Below are 16466 nucleotides of genomic sequence, written 5' to 3'. Positions count from 1 at the left end.
CCAATGCTCGGATACGACCCAGGGCCCATTTCCCCCGCCGGTCGGCGGGGGTCCCGGCACCGATGGGGGGATACGCGACGACGTCTCGCGCTCACGCGACGGTCAGCCGCCAGAGCGAGGTGACCTCCCCGGCGCGCGCGGCGTGGAAGGGGTCCGCCGTGTCCCGCGCCCGGGGATGCCGGGGCCGGGTACCGGTCCGCTCCACCACCCGCAGCCCCGCGCCCTCGATACGGGCGAGCAGCTCTCCCCGCGTCCTGAGCCCCAGCCGCTCGGCCAGGTCGGACAGGACGAGCCACCCCTCCCCGCCGGGTACGAGGTGGGAGGCGAGCCCGTCCAGGAAGGCGTGGAGCATTCCGCTGCCCGGGTCGTAGACGCCCTGCTCGACGGCCGAGGCGGGCCGGCCCGGAAGCCACGGAGGGTTGCAGACGACGAGCTCGGCACGGCCGCCCGGGAACAGCCCGGGGGTGCCCATGACCTCGACGCGCCCGGCGAGCCCGAGCCGGTGGGCGTTCTCACGGGCGCAGGCCAGCGCGCGCGGGCTGATGTCCGTGGCCACGACCCGCTCGACGCCCCGGCGCGCCAGCACGGCGGCGAGCACCCCCGTCCCCGTGCCGAGGTCGAACGCCGTCCGCCCGCCGGCCCGTCCACGCGCCGGGGCCGGGAGCGGCGCCCGCGCGACCAGGTCGACGTACTCGCCCCGGACGGGCGCGAACACCCCGTAGTGCGGATGGACGCGCGCGTCGAGCGCCGGGACCTCCACCCCGCTCCGGCGCCACTGCCACGCCCCGAGCACGCCCAGCAACTCCGTGAGGGAGACCGCCGTCGCCCCGCGCGGCGGCCCGTACGCCTCCGCGCACGCCTGACGGGTGTCGGGAGCCCTGCGCAGGCTCAGGGAGTGGTCGTCCTCCAGCAGTACGAGCAGCCGGCCGAGCACCCGGGCCCGGTGCCCGCGGGCCCGGCGGTGCAGGAGGAACGACCGGTCGGGGCTGTCGCCCGGCCGGGGAGGCTTCCGGTCGACGCGGCGGCCCATGGCTTGCAGCAACTGGCGGGCATTGTGGAAGTCACCGCGCCACAGCAGTGCCGTGCCTTCGCAGGCCAGCCGGTGGGCGGTGTCCGCTGTCATCCGGTCGTCCGCGACGACGACCCGGCCGGGCGGCGGGGTCGCGTTCTCGGAGTGCCAGCGGGCGGAGAAGGACGTGTGGGACTCGGTCCAGTGGATCGTGGACACGGGGGACTCCTCGTGATCGAACGCGCAAGGGGCACGAAGAGCACTTCGACGAGGAGCGGGAGGAGAACGGCCCGTGCGGGGCACGGGCGGTCGTGTCAGGGCAGGCCGGGCTACCGCTCCCGCGTCGAAGCGCGAGAGGGGACGTCGCCGAGAACCATGCCGAGTGTCACGAGCAGCCCTTTTCTATGACTGAGGGGTTGTCAGATGCTCGCACGGCCGTCCGCCTGCGGGCAAGCGACTTTGCCCGCCGACGCCCGCCGACGGGCGCCGACGGCGATCACGGCACAGGCCAGGGCCATCGGAGCCGTCGTCAGCAGCGTCACGGTGTTCACGCCGAGACCGGCTCGTTCACCGAGGAGGAAGCCGGTGAGCAGGGAGAGCACCATGTTGTTCCCGCCGTGAGCCAGGGACACCACCCATACGCTGCCGCTGCGGTCGTAGAGCCAGCCGAGCAGCACCTCCTGGAACAGGAACGACACGGTCCAGATGGCCAGCCCGAGGGGCACGTCGGAGAACTCGATGTAACCGGTGAACGCCAGCGGAAAGTGCCACACCGCCCAGATCAGCCCGGTCGCCATGGTGGCGCGCACCGGATGCCCCGGGAACAGCCGCTGCCTGAGAAATGGGACCCAGCCGAACTCCTCTCCCCAGTAGACGGGCGTCAGAAGCGGGACGACCGCCATGAGCAGCGGGACGAACGCCCAGGCGGGCAGCCCGCCGGAGAGGTCCGCGAGCGCGGAGGGACCGGGTATCCGCCACCCCAGCGCTCCCGCCAGCCCCACGGCCAGGGCGGCGAAGACCAGCGGCCCCAGCCACGCGGCGAGGTAGTACGGCCACGCGCTCCGGAACCGGAGCCTCAGCCCGGCCCCGGCGAAGCCCTCCCGGGTCACCCAGCGGCGCACCACCACCGCGGCGAGCGCGGGCATGAAGCCGAAGGGCAGTTGGGCGAGCGGGTTGACCAGCGACAGCCCCCACAGCGAGTGAGCGGCGTAGAGATAGAGCCAGCTCCCTGTGAAACAGATGACCAGAAAGGCCACCACGCCGCTCCGGCCGCCCGGATCACCACCCGGTCCCACCTCTGTCGCGGTGCTCACCGCCGCGATCTGCGATGTCATGAAAGAACCCCCGTCTCACGAAACTCACGAAGCCGATGCCGAAATCCCGGCAAGCCTCGTGCGCCGGACCGGCCGGCACATCCCGTGGGCGGGGGAGCACACGTATCGCTCGCGTGGGGGAGGCGGGCCGCCGGAAGCCACTGCGATACTCCCGGGCGTGCGTCTCCTGATACGTCCGTTCCGCCCGCCCACGAGCGGCGACACCCTCCGAACCTGGCTCCACGGGCTGCTCGGCGCCGCCGGTGGCCTCCTGCCGCTCGCCGCCGCGTCGCTCGTGGCCGCGACGGCCCCGCGCGACTGGCCGGCACCGGCCCGGACCGCCATGCTCCTGACCGTGTGGGCCGCCCTCACCCTCGCCGCCGGCTGCCCACGCCCGGCGCGGAGCGCCTCCATCCGCCTGGCCAACGGCCTGCTGGGCACAGGCCTTCCCGCCCCCGTCGCGGCGGCGCGCCCACGCGGCGCCGACCGGCTCCGTACGGGGACGTGGCTCGTCCTGCACACCGTGGCGGGCGGCGCACTGACGGCCGTCACCGCCCTCGCCCTGGGCACGGCCGTCGCCCTGCCCGCCGTATGGCTGAACGGCGGCGACCGGATCACGGTCTTCCGCCCCCTGGACGTGCCCGGGGGAGCGAGCGGACTCTGGACGCTCCCGGCGGCTGCCGCGCTCCTCCTCCTGGCGGGCCACGCCTGCGCCGCCGTCTCCGCCCTCCTCCGGCACGCCGCCCCCGTCCTCCTCGGCCACGGCCCCGCCGAACAACTCGCCGCGCTCGAGTCGCAGATGCGACGGATGGCCCGGCGCAACCGGCTGGCACAGGAGTTGCACGACTCGATCGGCCACACCCTGACGGCCTCCACCATCCAGGCGGCGGTGGCCAGAAGACTCATGGACACCGACCCGGCCGCCGCCCGCCGTGCCCTCACCGGCCTGGAGGAGGTATCCCGCGCCGCCATGGACGACCTCGACCACGCCCTGGGCATCCTCCGCGAGGAGCGCACGGCCACCGCGCCGCCGCTCACCCTGGCCGACCTCCACACCCTGGCCGACCGGGTCCGCCGGACGGGGACCGACGTCCACGCGGACGTCACCGGCGACCCGGCGGGCGTCCCCGCGACCGTGTCCCGGGAGGCCTACCGCATCGTCCAGGAAGGGCTCACCAACGCCCTGAAGCACGGCGACCGTTCCCCCGTCCGCCTGCGCGTGACGGTCACACCCGCCCTCCTGGAGCTGGAGATCGCCAACCCGCTCCAGGGCCGCGCGCGGCCGGCACGCGGAACACGGCGCGGCAGGGGCCTCACCGGCATCCTGGAACGCGTCGACCTCCTCAAAGGCGAGGCCGAGGCGGGACCGGACCCCGACGGCACGTGCTGGCTGCTCACCGTCCGCATCCCGCTGAGGCAGGCGCCGTGACCACGACCGTCACCGTCCTCGTCGCGGACGACGAGGAACTCACCCGCACCGGCCTGCGCACCCTGCTCTCGGCACTGCCCGGGCTCGACGTCGTCGGCGAGGCGGCCGACGGCCACCAGGCCCTGGCCCTCGCCGGGGAACTGCGCCCGGACGTCGTCCTGATGGACGTCCGGATGCCCGGCATCGACGGCATCGAGGCCACGCGACGGCTCCAGACCGCCCTGCCCGCGCCGCCGAAGGTCGTGGTGATCACGACCTTCGAGAACGACGCGTACGTCTACGACGCCCTTCGCGCGGGCGCGGCGGGCTTCGTCCTCAAACGCGCCCCGTCCGAACAGATCGCCCACGCCCTGCGCCTGGTCGCCACGACCGACTCCCTCCTCTTCCCGGACCGCGTCCGCGGGCTCGTCGCCGCCCGCCCCGGGCCGCCGCCCCGGCCGCCGCGCGGCACCCCCGCCCTCACCGCCCGCGAGCGGGAGATCCTCCGCCTGATGGCGAAGGGCCTGTCCAACACCGATATCGCCGGTGCTCTGGTCGTCGGCCTGGAGACGGTCAAGACCCACGTCAGCAATGTCCTGACCAAACTCGGCGCCCGCAACCGCACCCAGGCCGTGATCCTGGCCTACGAATACGGGTACGTCGTCGCGGGCGCCGGTGAGGGACCGGTCAGTGGGGCGGGCGGATGGACAGCGCGTGCCGGAACTCGTTCCTCGGGTCCCAGTGCGCCTTGACGCGCTGGAGCCGCGCGTAGTGGCCCTTGTAGTAGAGGGTGTGCCACGGCGTCCCGGACGTGTTGAGCGCGGGGTCGGCGAGGTCGGCGTCGGGGTAGTTGATGAAACTCCCGTCGCTGTTGGTGCCGGGCGCGGGCACACCGCCGCTGTCGGCGTACACGGCCTTGTAGAGGTCGCGCACCCAGGCGAGCTCCGCCGCGCCGTCGTGCTTCGGGTCCTTCCAGCCCGCCATATAGACCGCCTTGAGGATGGAGTCCCGCTGCGCGACGGCCGTCGCTTCCACCGGGACGGTGTTGACCTTCCCGCCGTAGGAGACCAGCCACAGCGAACCGTCGAGCCCTTCGCCCGCCTTGCCGGTGAGGTGCTCGTGGAGCACCCCGATCTGACGGTCCGTGAAGCGGCGGCGCAGATAACCGGACTTGACCTTGAAGGGCGTCGGCGCCGACTCGGAGACGTTCGCGTTGGCCTCGAGCCAGGGCTGGGTCTGCTGGTTCACCGTGGGCCGGGACCCGATGCCCTGGTCGATCGCTGCCACGTAGTCGTCCACGAGCCGCCGCGCTCCGGGGCCGGTGGAGTCCAGCCGGCCGACCAGGTCGAGGGTGCCGATCTTGCGGGTGTTCAGCATCATCACGCTGAACAGCCCCGCGTAGGGCGAGCCGGGCGCGCTGTTGTTCTCGTACCAGGTGCCGTGGTTGCGCACCAGCCGGGCGAAGGAGCGCTCGTCCAGGTCCTTCCACGACCAGGAGGCGGTGAAGGTGAGGACGGACGCGGGCGGGCGGGGCAGCAGGTGGGCGGGGTCCGACCCGGTGGCCGCCGGGTCCCGGAACCAGTAGCGGGTGACGATGCCGAAGTTGCCGCCCCCGCCGCCGGTGTGCGCCCACCACAGCTCGCGCAGGGGGCCGGAGGAGTCCCGGGTGGCGACGACGCTCGACGCCTTGCCGGAGGCGTCCACGACCACGACCTCGACGCCGTGCAGATGGTCGACGGACAGCCCGTACCGGCGCGACAGGGCACCGTACCCGCCCCCGAGCACATGCCCGCCGACCCCCACCTCGGCGGTGGCCCCCGCCGGGACGGCCACACCCCACTCGGTGAACAGCCGCCGGTACACCTGGCCGAGCAGGGCACCCGGCTCGACCGCGAACGCCCGCCGTGACGCGTCGTAATGAACGGTGTTCATGGAGGAGAGGTCGATGAGGGCCTTGACGGAGGGGTCGTCGACGAAGTTCTCGAAGCAGTGCCCGCCACTGCGCACGGCGATGCGTCTGCCCTCGCGCACGGCCTGCTGCACGGCCTCGACGACCTGTCCGGTGGTGTCGGCCACCCGGATGTAGTCGGGCCTGCCGACGAAGCGGGCGTTGCTGCCGCGCAGGATGAGCGACGGGTAGCGCGTGTCGTCGGGGCCGACGGTGGCCGGGCCGGACCGGGCCGGCGCGGCGGCGACAGCCTCCGGCGCGGACAGCCCGGCGGCCGTCGCCCCTAACGCCGCCGTGCCCGCGAGCACTCCGCGTCGTGTCACATCTGTCAAGGCATGCTCCTGTCATTGTTGGACGCAGGGAAACAGCGCATGGCTCAACAGTGGTGGATCCGAGGGGAGATGGCATCGTCCCGGGGGAGTAGGGGGCACCACCACCGGTACGGACCCACGCCTTGCGCGGCCGCTACGGCCGTGCCACCGGGACGGACGCCCGCACGTCGTGGAGGTGCATGACGATGTCGTAGCCCCGGCCCAGCGCGAGCGGCCACGCCGTCCGGTAGGGGTACCGGCCGGGGATCACAAAGGTGGGCCGGGCCGTGTCCAGCCACCCGGCCAGGGCCGGATCGCGGCGCGCCTCGCGCAGGTCGACGTAGAAGTCGCGGTGGCGCACCTGGTCGAGGACGTACTCGTTGCTGCCCGGCGCGGCCGGCCCGAAGGGGAACGATCCCACACCGTTCGTCGCCGTGCGGGCCCGGTAGGCGCCGCCATACGCGGTCGTACCGACGGCGAGGTACTCCTTGCCGACGAGTTCGCGCAGGTCCGCGCCCATGGTGACGGGGTAGACGTGCGGCAGGGCCGTGTCGTAGGAGATGTGCCCGTCGTGCGCCGAGACGACGACCCGGCCGCCGGTGTTCCGCTGCCACCAGACGGCGTTCTCGGCCATGGTCCGGTCACGGTACCGGTTGGCGGCGAGGGCCTGGGCCGGGTCGTCGCTGTCGAAGGCGTTGGACGTGGCCATCTGCGAGACGACCCGGGCGTCCTGGAGCACCCGGGCGTCCCGCTCGCCGGCCCCTTCCAGCAGCCGGTACGCGGCCCCGGCGTCCTCGGCGATCTTCTTGCGCTCGGCGAGCGGGAGGGAGCCGTACGCGGCCAGCCGGTCGGCGACCCCGCCGCGCAGGGCGCGGAGCGCCGCGTACCGCTCGCGCAGTTCGGGGACGAGGGCCGGCGTGTTCTTCCCGGCCCAGGCGAGGATGCCGTCGTACTGCTCCGGGTCGACGTCGGAGAAGTCCAGGCCGACGATCCGGACCTGGTGCGCGCTGGTGCGGTTGTGCTCGCGCACCCAGCCGAACAGCCGCAGGTACTCCTCCGTGTCGTCCAGGCCGTACGCGTCCTGGAACTCGTCGCGCATGATCTGCCGCAGGTCGCCCTCGCCGGTGCGGACGTAGGCGTCCAGCCTGGCGGCGGCGGACCAGTTGATCTCCATGGCGAAGGCGGAGAACCCCTCGCGCGTCACCAGGTGCCGCAGCAGCCGGTCCTTGAGGGCGAAGATGTCGCCCGAACCGTGCGAGACCTCGCCGAGCCCGACGATGGAGGCGCCCCGGGTCGCCTTCCCGAAGGCCTCCAGGTCCGCGCCGGACCCGCCCGGCTGGGCGCCGCGCAGCCGGTGGGCGTACCGCTCCAGCCCGGCGACCACCTCACGGTCCGGCGCCGCGGTCGTGGCAGCGGCGGAGGACGGGGCGGTCTGCGGCCGCGCGACCGCGGTGGCGGCGGTCGCCGGGCTCAGGAGCGCGGTGACGGCGAGGGCCAGGGATGCGGAACGGCGTAAGTGCATGTGTCTCATGCACGCTGTTATACAGGTTGACTTTCGTGGCTATTGGGGCGGCTGATGCCTCGCGCACCGGGCGGTGAGGTGGGGCCGGCCCCACCCGGAAGACGGGGACGCGCCCGATGGCCCCGGACCCTTCTCGGAGCGGACGCTGGGACGTGTGAAACGAATGAGACACCGTCAAGCGTCCGCCTTCCTGACCCTCTTCCTCTGCCTGGGCGCCACCGCGGCCACCACCCCGGCCATCGCGGCCACCGGCCATGACGACGACGGCGTCGTCCGGGCCGTCGAGCGCGTCGCGCACCCGCTGCGGTCCACCGAGCCGTCCGGCTCCTCGGACGACCTGCGCCCCCTGGACCGCATGGTGGGCGACGCGCGCGTCGTGGGAATGGGCGAGGCCACCCACAGCTCCCATGAGTTCTTCACCCTCAAACAGCGCGTCTTCCGCCACCTGGTGCGGGACCGCGGCTTCCGGACCTACGCCCTGGAAGCCCCCTGGAGCACCGGTCTCAGGCTCAACGACTACGTCCTGCACGGAAAGGGCGACCCGGAGCGCGTCCTGCGCGAGGACTTCCAGGACGCCTACCTCTTCTGGAACACCCGGGAATACCTCTCCCTCGTCCAGTGGATGCGCTCCTGGAACGTCGCCCACCCCGGCGACCCCGTCCGGTTCATGGGCAACGACGTCTCCTACTCCGGCCCCGACCTCTACGACCGGGTCCTCGACTACGCCCGCGCCGCCCACCCCGCCCTGCTGCCCGAGCTCACCGGGCTCTACCGCGACCTGCGCCCGGCCACGTCCACCGGCCCGTACATGCGCGCCTATCTGGAGCAGCCGCTCGCCGAACGGCAGGAGAAGGCCGCCCGCGCCGAGCGGGTCCTGGACCTGCTGCGGAAGCAGCGGCCGGGCCCGGGCCGCGAGGCGGGCGAGGCGTACCGATGGGCCGTGCGGAACGCGCTGACGCTGCGGCAGACGGCCGGACAGTACGCCTTCGACTTCGGCCGGCAGGACGGCGTCTCGGCGGCCATGCGCTTCCGTGACCAGGTCATGGCCGACAACACCACCTGGTGGCAGCGGAACACCGGCGACAAGGTCCTGCTCTCCGCCCACAACGGGCACATCGGCTATGTCAGCAACGACCCCGTGAACTACCCGAAGTCCCAAGGGGCCTTCCTCCACGACCAGTTCGGGTCACGCTATGTCGCCGTCGGACTCTCCTTCGGCCAGGGTTCGTTCAACGCGACGGGGCCGGACGACCAGCCGCTGGGGAAGAACGTCAAGAAGTTCGCCCTGGGGCCCGCCGCCCCGGGCAGCAACGAGCACACTCTCGACCGTGTACACGAGCGCGACTACTTCCTGGACCTGCGCACCGCACCGGCGCCGGCCCGCGACTGGTTCCGCCGGGCCCGGCCCACCTACAGCTTCGGCACGGCCTACCCCTCGCCGCCGCGCCCGGTCGCCCTGGGCCGCAGCTTCGACGCCCTGATCCACCTCCACCAGGTGCGTGCCGCCGACCGCCTTCCGGGTGAGGAGGGCTGACGGCACGACGACGAGTACATGACCCGGACGGCCGGAATCGCCCCCCATCGTGTTCCGCGCCGTGCGGGCCCGGGGAAGCATGACGCGGACCGGAAGCCGATCAGAAGGGCCGGGGAATGGCGTCGGACATCGCGGGCAGAGCTGACCACTGGGGCAAGAGCAGCTTCGACGACATCTACGACCGGCCCGACCCCCGAGCGTATTTCGCCCGGCTGGCGCCCCTGCGGTACCAGATCCCCCACCACGCCCAGCCCGTCTTCCGGGCCGTGCTCGCCGACCGGGCCCGCCTCCACCCCGGCGAGCCCGTCACCATGGTGGACCTGTGCTGCTCGTACGGCATCAACGCCGCCCTGGTCAACCACGACCTCACGCTGCGGGAACTCTACGAGCACTACACGGGCCCGCGGACGGCGGAGCTGTCCCTGGAGGAACTCATCGCCACGGACAAGGAGTTCTATGCCACCCGCCGCCGCGCCGACGCGGTCCCCGTCGTCGGCATCGACGCGTCGCCCCGGGCCGTCGGCTACGCGGCGGCCGTCGGCCTGCTGGACACCGCCTTCGCCGCGAACCTGGAGACCGTACCGGCGGGCGCCGCCCTGGCCGAGGCGCTCGCCCCGGCGGGCCTGATCACCGTCACGGGCGGGCTGAGCTACATCGGGCCGCGCACGTTCGACACCGTCCTCGCCCCGTCCGGCGGGCGGGCCTGGGTGGCGGCGTTCGTGGTACGGCCCGTCGACTTCCGGCCCGTCGAGACGGTGCTGCGGCGGTACGGACTGGTCACCCGGCCGTCCGGGGACTCCCACCGGCAGCGTCGCTTCACCGACCCGGACGAGCGGCGGCGCACCCTGGAGAGCCTCGCGGCGGCCGGACTGGACCCCGCCGGGCGCGAGGCGGAGGGGTACTACCACGCCGTCCTCCACGAGGCCCGGCCCGCCGTGGACTGGGACTGACCGCCGGCGCCTGTCAAGCGGCCCGTCGGCTCAGTGGATCAACACGGCCGCCAGGCCGAAGAGGGCGAGCAGCCCGCAGATGGTGAAGTTGACGAGCTTGTGGTTGAGGAAGACCGCGACGAATTCCCGGATCGTCGCGCTCGGCCAGAAGTACGCGGCCGTCGGGGAGCCGACGACCTGGCCGTTGACGCCGGTCTTGCGGGCCATGAGCGCGGCCCGGAAGGCGTGGAAGTTATTGGTGACGATCACGCAGCGGTAGCCGGGCTTGGCCTCTGTCATGATCGCCTTGCTGTAGAGGAGATTCTCCTCGGTGGTACGGGACTTGTCCTCGCGCCGGACGTGCTCGGCGGGGAAGCCGCGTTCGGTGAGGTAGTCGGCCATGGCGTGGGATTCCGGAAGCTTCTCGTCCGGGCCCTGGCCGCCCGAGGTGATGAGAACGGGCGGATTGCCGCGCGCCGCCTGCCGCTCGTACACCTTGCGCCCGCGCTCCAGCCGGCTGGCGAGCAGGGGCGGCACCTTCGTCCCGCCGATGAGGCCGGAGCCGAGCACCACCACGAAGTCGACGTTCCGGCGCGGCCGCATCCAGCCGTACAGGAAGGCGTATCCGATGAAACAGAAGAACAGGAACGACACATAGGCGGCGATCATCACGGTGGTGCCCGTGACGATCGTCAAGTTCCGGGAGCGGGTGGCGGCGGACGCGATCGTCAGGCCGATGAGGCCGAAGATGCCGAGACCGGCGAGGAAGGACAGCAGATTGGCCGGGCGCCGCCCCTCCTTGCGGATCATCTTCACACCGTTGGCCAGCAGTAGCGCCGGCAGCACGAAGGCGCCGAGGAAGGGGATCAGGAGGAGCCCGGCCGCGATCCACTCCAGGGCGTGCACACCGCGGTCGCCACCCGCCGCGGCCGCGCGCAGCAGACTGAACAACAAGCCGAACAGCAGGCATATACAGGTGAGCCCGAAATGAACCGCGTTGCTGAAGCGCCGCCGGTCGCGCAATACGCCGATGCCGAAAAGGAGAAGGAACAGGGCTGCGGGAGCATACGCGATCACGACTGCATCGTACGCGGTGTGACGATGTGTCTGAACATGGTGACGCGGCGACCGGAGTCATCGGACGAAATGCCGGGCCGACCGGCCTTCTTGAAGGTAAGAGTGCCAGCGCGCCCTCGGACGGACGAATGGGTCGGGCGGGCCCGTCGCGGCCACTAAGTGTTTGCGCATGATCACTTCTCGCGCCTGGCGGCGCGCCGCCGCCGCTGCCCTGGGCCTGGCCGCCGTCATGGCCCCGCCCGTCGCCGCGCCGGCGGTCTCCGCCCCCTCGACGTCCTCCCACCGGGTATCGCCGGAGCCCCCGGCGGCGGACGCGGTCCGCACCGAGCTGGACGGGCTCAAGGTGGAACCGCCGCATTCGATGACGGGCTACTCCCGGGCGAGGTTCCCACACTGGATCAAGCAGCACGGGGAGTGCGACACCCGTGAGGTGGTCCTGTCGCGGGACGGCTCGGGCGTCACACAGGACTCGATGTGCCGCGCCGTCGCGGGCAGCTGGTACAGCCCGTACGACGACAAGACCCTCGACGCGGCGTCCAAGGTGGACATCGACCACATGGTGCCGCTGGCCAACGCGTGGCGCAGCGGCGCGGACACCTGGACCACCGACAGACGGAAGGCGTTCGCCAACGACCTGGACAACCCCCAGCTGTACGCCGTCTCCGCCTCCTCCAACCGCTCCAAGGGCGACCAGTCGCCGGACCAGTGGTCGCCGCCCAACCAGGACTACTGGTGCACCTACTCCCGGGCCTGGGGGCACATCAAGAGCCTGTACGGGCTGAGCGTCACCCAGCCCGAGAAGGAGAAGCTGATCTCGATGCTCGACACCTGCGACTGACGGGCCGCGTCCAGCAGGGCCGGGCCGGGGGGCCGCGCGGGGAGGGACCGGAAAGGGCCGGTCCCTCCCCGTCGTGTTGTCGGCATGCGGTATCCGTGCAAATCTGGACGAAGGGGCGATCAAGTAGGGAGCGCGTGCCATGACTTTCTCCCTCGACGAATCCCAAGGACTCCACGGGGACCTCAGCCGACTGGCGCACGCGGGCTGGCAGGCCCTGCTGGGCGCCGGCATCGCCTCGGTGGCCCTGGGCGCGATCGTGCTGGCCTGGCCCGAGGCGTCATTGACGGTCGTCGGGGTCCTCTTCGGCCTCTATCTGCTGGTGATCGGCGCCTTCCAGCTCGCCGGCGCCTTCAGCGCGTACATTCCCGGCGCCCTGCGCGTGCTGGGCTTCGTCAGCGGCGCCCTGTGCGTCCTGCTCGGCCTGCTGTGCTTCCGCGAGCCCGCCCGGTCGATCCTGCTGCTCGCCCTGTGGATCGGGTTCGGCTGGCTGCTGCGCGGAGTGATGCTGGCGGGCGTGGCACTGTCGGCCAAGGGCATGCCCGCCCGCGGCTGGCAGGTGTTCGTCGGCTTCCTCAACATCCTGGCCGGAGTCCTGATGATCGACCTGCCCTTCCGGTCGATCACCGTGCTCACCCTGGTGACCGGAGTGTTCCTGGTCGTCATGGGCGTCTTCGAGGTCTTCCACGCCATCCAGCTGCGCGGCCTCCTCAAGAAGGCGACGGGCTGACTCAAGAAAGCGACGGGCTGAGTCCCGCCCGGCGGGAACGGGCCCGTGCCCCTCGTGGGCGCGAGGCCCTTCCGCCGTATCTGCACCACACTTCGACCCGATAAACATACTCAGCTACGTACGGATGAACGCGCGCCGCCGATGCTGCGCGGACGCCCATGCGTCCGCCACTCTGCTGCGTGGCCTGGTCGGGGGGTGGCACGGCGGCCGATGGGGGTGACGGTCATGTCCGCACGCCGTCGGGCGGGGTCCACACCCGAGAACTCCGGCACCGTGAACGGCCGTTCACGGTGTCCGCACGCGTAGCGAAGGGACCCCCGGATGAACCGGCTCAACGGCGCTGCTCCGCTCGGTGCGGGTACGCCGACCGCCCCCAGCCCGGACGACCCCGCCGACGCCGCCGAGGCGGCACCGGCCGTCGTCGACGCGCTGCGCGACCTGCTCGCCGGGCCGATGGGGCTGGGCACCTCGGCCGCCCGCCTGTTCCGCACGGACCTCGCCCTCCCCGCGCCGCCCGTCGCCGTGCCGCCCCCCGAGCAGCCCGCGGAAGGGCACTCCGACGGCTCCGGGGACTCCTCTGGCGCCTCCGGTCCCACCGTGCGCGTACCGCCGCTCTACTGCCCGGACGCCGAGCGCGACGACCCCGCCCTCGGCGAGGAGGTGAACAACCGGCTCGTCGAATGGGCCGAGGAGGTCGGCATCTTCCGGGGCCGGCTGGAGCGGCTGCGCTCCCACAACTTCGGGCGGCTGTTCATGCTCGCCCACCCCGGCACCGACGACCCCGAGCGGATCCTCACCGCCGCCCGCTGCGGACTGGCCGAATGGGCCGTCGACGACCACTGGGTCGACGAGGGCGAGGACACCACACCGGAGCTGATCGGCACCCGCATGGCCCTGGCCCACGCCGTGGTCGACCCCGTCCGGCTCCCGGCCCGCTACCTCGCGCAGTTCGAGAACATCGTGCGCAAGGAGCCCGTCCTGCGCGCCTTCCGCTCCTGCCTCGACCACCTGGCGCGCATCGCCAGCCCCACCCAGGTGGCCCGGCTGCGCCATGAACTGGCCGTGATGTTCGTGGGCTACAACCAGGAGGGGGAGTGGCGCAGCTCCGGGCGGCGGCCCGCCGTGTGGGAGTACCTGCTGCACCGCTACGAGAACGCCTTCTACCCGTGCATGGTCCTCATTGACCCCGTCGGCGGCTACGAGCTCCCCGCCGCCGAGTTCGCCGACGCGCGCGTACGCCGCACGTATCTGTACGCCGGTACGGCCAACGTGCTGCTCAACGACCTCTACTCGATGACCAAGGAAGACCCCACCGACACCAATCTGCCCAACCTCATCGCCGCGGAGGACAACTGCTCGCTCCAGGAGGCCGTGAACCGCGCGGCGTGCATCCACGACGAGCTGATGCACACGGTGGAAGCCGAGTGCGCCGTCCTGAGCGCGGCCGGTTCCCCCGAGCTCCGGCGCTATCTCGCCGGGCTGTGGGCCTGGATGGGCGGGAGCAAGGAATGGCACGCGACCAGTCCCCGGTACCACGGCGCATCGACCCAGTGAATCCCCAGCAGTTCATCGGCAAGCGGAAAGAGAAGACACGGTGACCATTCAGGAGATCAGCCCCGCCTCGGTTCTCGCCAGTGCCTACCAGCGGTCCGTCGCGGACTACTGGAACCGGGAGAAGAACCCGGTCAATCTCCGGCTCGGCGAGGTGGACGGCATCTACCACCACCACTACGGCGTCGGCGACGTCGACTGGTCCGTCCTGGAGGGGCCCGAGGAGACCCGCGACGAGCGGATCACCGCCGAACTCCACCGCCTGGAGTGCGCCCAGGCGGAGATCCTGCTCAACCACCTCGGCACCGTCACCCCCGACGACCGCCTGATGGACTCCGGGTCGGGTCGCGGCGGCGGCAGCCTCGTCGCCAACCGCCGGTTCGGCTGCCACGTCGACGGCGTCTCCATCTCGGAGACGCAGGTCGCGTTCGCCAACGAGCAGGCCGAGAAGCACGGCGTGTCCGACAAGGTGCGCTTCCACCTGAAGAACATGCTGGACACCGGGTTCGAGAGCGGCCGCTTCCGGGCCATCTGGAACAACGAGAGCACCATGTACGTGGACCTCTCCCAGCTGTTCCCGGAGTACTCGCGGATGCTCCGGCACGGCGGCCGTTACGTGACCATCACCGGCTGCTACAACGACACCTACGGACTGCCGTCCAGGGCCGTCAGCGAGATCAACGCCCACTACATCTGCGACATCCACCCGCGCAGCAGCTACTTCAAGGAGATGGCGGCCAACCGGCTCGTCCCGGCCGCCGTCGTGGACCTCACCGAGGCCACGATCCCGTACTGGGAGCTGCGCGCCCAGTCGCCGCTGGCCACGGGCATCGAGAAGGCGTTCCTGACCGCGTACAAGGACGGCAGCTTCCAGTACCTGCTGATCGCCGCCGACCGCGTCTGACCCCGGCCGGCCCCCTCCGGTCCCCCGCGGCCCGCCGCCGGGGACCGGAACGCCCCCACACACCCCAACGCCCTTGTTTCCAAGGGCGCTTCGATGTGTTTCGATGACCCGCATGAGCGAGAAGGACGGGATCCCGGGGCCGGAGCTGCTCGCCGAGGCCCGCAAGCTCCTGCCGGACGTCATAGCCGTGCGCCGCCGCATCCACCGCGCCCCGGAGCTGGGCACGCACCTGCCCCGCACCCAGCGCACGGTCCTGGACGCGCTCGCCGGCCCGGACCTGACGGCGACCCCCGGCCGGGGCCTGAGCTCCGTCGTGGCCGTGCTCGAAGGACGGCGCCCCGGGCGGACCGTCCTGCTGCGCGCGGACATGGACGCGTTGCCGCAACAGGAGAACACCGGCCTCGACTTCGCGTCACGGACACCCGGCGTGATGCACGCGTGCGGCCACGACACCCACACCGCCATGCTCATTGGGGCGGCACGACTGCTCGCGTCCCGCCGGGAACGGCTCGCCGGGCGCGTGGTGTTCATGTTCCAGCCCGCCGAGGAACTCGGCGGCGGCGCCCAGCGCATGATCGACGAAGGGGTGCTGGGCGGCACGGACGACCCCCCGGTCGACGGGGCGTTCGCCCTGCACATCAACGCCCGTCACGCCTCCGGCACCGTCCGCCTCCGGGCCGGCACCCAGTACGCCGCCGCCGACACCGTACGGATCACCGTCCGCGGGCGCGGCGGACACGCGGCCGGCCCGCACAGGGTTCTCGACCCCGTCCCCGTCGCCTGCGAGATCGTCCAGGCCCTCCAGACCATGGTGACGCGGACCGTCGACGTCTTCGAACCGGCCGTCCTCACGATCACCACCGTCACGGCCGGCCGCGCGTTCAACGTCATCCCCGAGACCGCCCAACTGGTCGGCACCTACCGCACGCTCTCCGAAGCGAGCCGCCGCACCGTGCGCGAGGGCATCGCCCGGGTGGCCCACGGCGTGGCCGCCGCCCATGCCATGACCGCCGAGGTCGACCTGCCCGAGGGCTACCCTCCGGTGCGCAACGACCCGGCCTTCACCGCCGGCGTCCGGCAGGCGGTCTCCGCCGTCCTGGGACCGTCCGCCGTGCACGACCTTCCCCACCCCACCATGGGAGGGGAGGACTTCTCCTACGTGCTGCGCCGCGTTCCCGGGGCGATGGCATTCCTCGGCGCGTGCCCGCCGGGCGCGGTGCCCGGGACGGTCCCCGACAACCACTCCGACCGCGTGGTGTACGACGAGCAGGCCCTCGCCGTCGGCGTCGCGGCGTACTGCGCGGTCGCCGAGGGCTTCCTCGCCATGGCCCCGGGGGCCGCGCCATGGCACGCTGACCCGAGCGCAGCCACCTGAAAGCCCTGAAAGCCCTGAAA

14 protein-coding genes are annotated in these 16466 nt (G+C 72.2%); 9 read left to right on the top strand and 5 right to left on the bottom strand.

Features of this window, described 5'->3' with window-relative positions; all coding sequences use genetic code 11:
- Positions 1-91 precede the first annotated feature (91 nt).
- Both RM609_RS00115 and RM609_RS00110 read right to left on the bottom strand, forming a co-directional pair.
- The gene (locus tag RM609_RS00115; protein ID WP_311606791.1) at positions 92-1228 is read right to left on the bottom strand and encodes a methyltransferase; all 1137 of its coding nucleotides are present in this window, start codon (positions 1226-1228) and stop codon (positions 92-94) included.
- A gap of 200 nt (positions 1229-1428) precedes the next feature.
- Positions 1429-2343 carry a CPBP family intramembrane glutamic endopeptidase gene (locus RM609_RS00110; protein ID WP_311606790.1) on the bottom strand — a complete coding sequence of 305 codons (915 nt, stop codon included), beginning with the start codon at positions 2341-2343 and terminating at the stop codon, positions 1429-1431.
- A 157-nt stretch (positions 2344-2500) separates the two neighbouring features.
- Between RM609_RS00110 and RM609_RS00105 the strand changes: the two genes are divergently transcribed.
- Both RM609_RS00105 and RM609_RS00100 read left to right on the top strand, forming a co-directional pair.
- On the top strand, positions 2501-3751 hold the full coding sequence (locus RM609_RS00105) for a sensor histidine kinase (RefSeq protein ID WP_311606789.1): 1251 nt from the start codon (positions 2501-2503) through the stop codon (positions 3749-3751).
- Positions 3748-4482: a response regulator transcription factor gene (locus RM609_RS00100; RefSeq protein ID WP_311606787.1), complete on the top strand. Its 735-nt coding sequence runs from the start codon at positions 3748-3750 to the stop codon at positions 4480-4482. The genes RM609_RS00105 and RM609_RS00100 overlap by 4 nt, the downstream gene beginning before the upstream one ends.
- Here RM609_RS00100 and RM609_RS00095 read toward each other — a convergent pair.
- Together RM609_RS00095 and RM609_RS00090 are read right to left on the bottom strand one after the other, a co-directional pair.
- On the bottom strand, positions 4418-6001 hold the full coding sequence (locus RM609_RS00095) for an FAD-binding oxidoreductase (RefSeq protein ID WP_311607621.1): 1584 nt from the start codon (positions 5999-6001) through the stop codon (positions 4418-4420). The two genes, RM609_RS00100 and RM609_RS00095, sit on opposite strands and share 65 nt — an antisense overlap.
- 142 nt (positions 6002-6143) lie before the next feature.
- Positions 6144-7520 (bottom strand): erythromycin esterase family protein, encoded by a 1377-nt coding sequence (locus RM609_RS00090; RefSeq protein ID WP_311606786.1) that lies wholly within the window; start codon positions 7518-7520, stop codon positions 6144-6146.
- A gap of 154 nt (positions 7521-7674) precedes the next feature.
- On the opposite strand from RM609_RS00090, the gene RM609_RS00085 reads away from it, so the two are divergent.
- Entirely contained in the window at positions 7675-9045 is a 1371-nt protein-coding gene (locus RM609_RS00085) for an erythromycin esterase family protein (protein WP_311606785.1), read from the top strand.
- A gap of 116 nt (positions 9046-9161) precedes the next feature.
- Positions 9162-9995 (top strand): hypothetical protein, encoded by an 834-nt coding sequence (locus RM609_RS00080; RefSeq protein WP_311606784.1) that lies wholly within the window; start codon positions 9162-9164, stop codon positions 9993-9995.
- A gap of 30 nt (positions 9996-10025) precedes the next feature.
- Here the strand turns inward: RM609_RS00080 and RM609_RS00075 are convergent, their stop codons facing one another.
- Positions 10026-11051 carry a YdcF family protein gene (locus RM609_RS00075; RefSeq protein WP_311606783.1) on the bottom strand — a complete coding sequence of 342 codons (1026 nt, stop codon included), beginning with the start codon at positions 11049-11051 and terminating at the stop codon, positions 10026-10028.
- Positions 11052-11220: 169 nt separating this feature from the next.
- Between RM609_RS00075 and RM609_RS00070 the strand changes: the two genes are divergently transcribed.
- From RM609_RS00070 to RM609_RS00050, 5 genes are all read left to right on the top strand, one after another.
- The gene (locus RM609_RS00070) at positions 11221-11889 is read left to right on the top strand and encodes an HNH endonuclease family protein (RefSeq protein WP_311606782.1); all 669 of its coding nucleotides are present in this window, start codon (positions 11221-11223) and stop codon (positions 11887-11889) included.
- A 139-nt stretch (positions 11890-12028) separates the two neighbouring features.
- Entirely contained in the window at positions 12029-12616 is a 588-nt protein-coding gene (locus tag RM609_RS00065) for an HdeD family acid-resistance protein (protein ID WP_311606781.1), read from the top strand.
- 321 nt (positions 12617-12937) lie between these two features.
- Entirely contained in the window at positions 12938-14170 is a 1233-nt protein-coding gene (locus tag RM609_RS00060) for a family 2 encapsulin nanocompartment cargo protein terpene cyclase (protein ID WP_311606780.1), read from the top strand.
- 40 nt (positions 14171-14210) lie between these two features.
- On the top strand, positions 14211-15071 hold the full coding sequence (locus RM609_RS00055) for a geranyl diphosphate 2-C-methyltransferase (RefSeq protein ID WP_311606779.1): 861 nt from the start codon (positions 14211-14213) through the stop codon (positions 15069-15071).
- A gap of 112 nt (positions 15072-15183) precedes the next feature.
- Positions 15184-16446 (top strand): M20 metallopeptidase family protein, encoded by a 1263-nt coding sequence (locus RM609_RS00050; RefSeq protein WP_311606778.1) that lies wholly within the window; start codon positions 15184-15186, stop codon positions 16444-16446.
- The last annotated feature ends 20 nt before the right edge of the window (positions 16447-16466 follow it).

The organism is Streptomyces hesseae, from assembly GCF_031845785.1.
GTDB lineage: Bacteria > Actinomycetota > Actinomycetes > Streptomycetales > Streptomycetaceae > Streptomyces > Streptomyces hesseae.
Note: the sequence above shows the minus strand (reverse complement) of the source record. Positions and strands in the feature narration are given on the sequence as shown.

What these genes read in the sequence shown, in the direction of transcription:
- RM609_RS00110 (WP_311606790.1), bottom strand. Translation starts at nt 2,343, where the DNA reads ATGACATCGCAGATCGCGGCGGTGAGCACCGCGACAGAGGTGGGACCG.
- RM609_RS00090 (WP_311606786.1), bottom strand. Translation starts at nt 7,520, where the DNA reads ATGAGACACATGCACTTACGCCGTTCCGCATCCCTGGCCCTCGCCGTC.
- RM609_RS00085 (WP_311606785.1), top strand. Translation starts at nt 7,675, where the DNA reads ATGAGACACCGTCAAGCGTCCGCCTTCCTGACCCTCTTCCTCTGCCTG.
- RM609_RS00080 (WP_311606784.1), top strand. Translation starts at nt 9,162, where the DNA reads ATGGCGTCGGACATCGCGGGCAGAGCTGACCACTGGGGCAAGAGCAGC.
- RM609_RS00070 (WP_311606782.1), top strand. Translation starts at nt 11,221, where the DNA reads ATGATCACTTCTCGCGCCTGGCGGCGCGCCGCCGCCGCTGCCCTGGGC.
- RM609_RS00065 (WP_311606781.1), top strand. Translation starts at nt 12,029, where the DNA reads ATGACTTTCTCCCTCGACGAATCCCAAGGACTCCACGGGGACCTCAGC.
- RM609_RS00060 (WP_311606780.1), top strand. Translation starts at nt 12,938, where the DNA reads ATGAACCGGCTCAACGGCGCTGCTCCGCTCGGTGCGGGTACGCCGACC.
- RM609_RS00050 (WP_311606778.1), top strand. Translation starts at nt 15,184, where the DNA reads ATGAGCGAGAAGGACGGGATCCCGGGGCCGGAGCTGCTCGCCGAGGCC.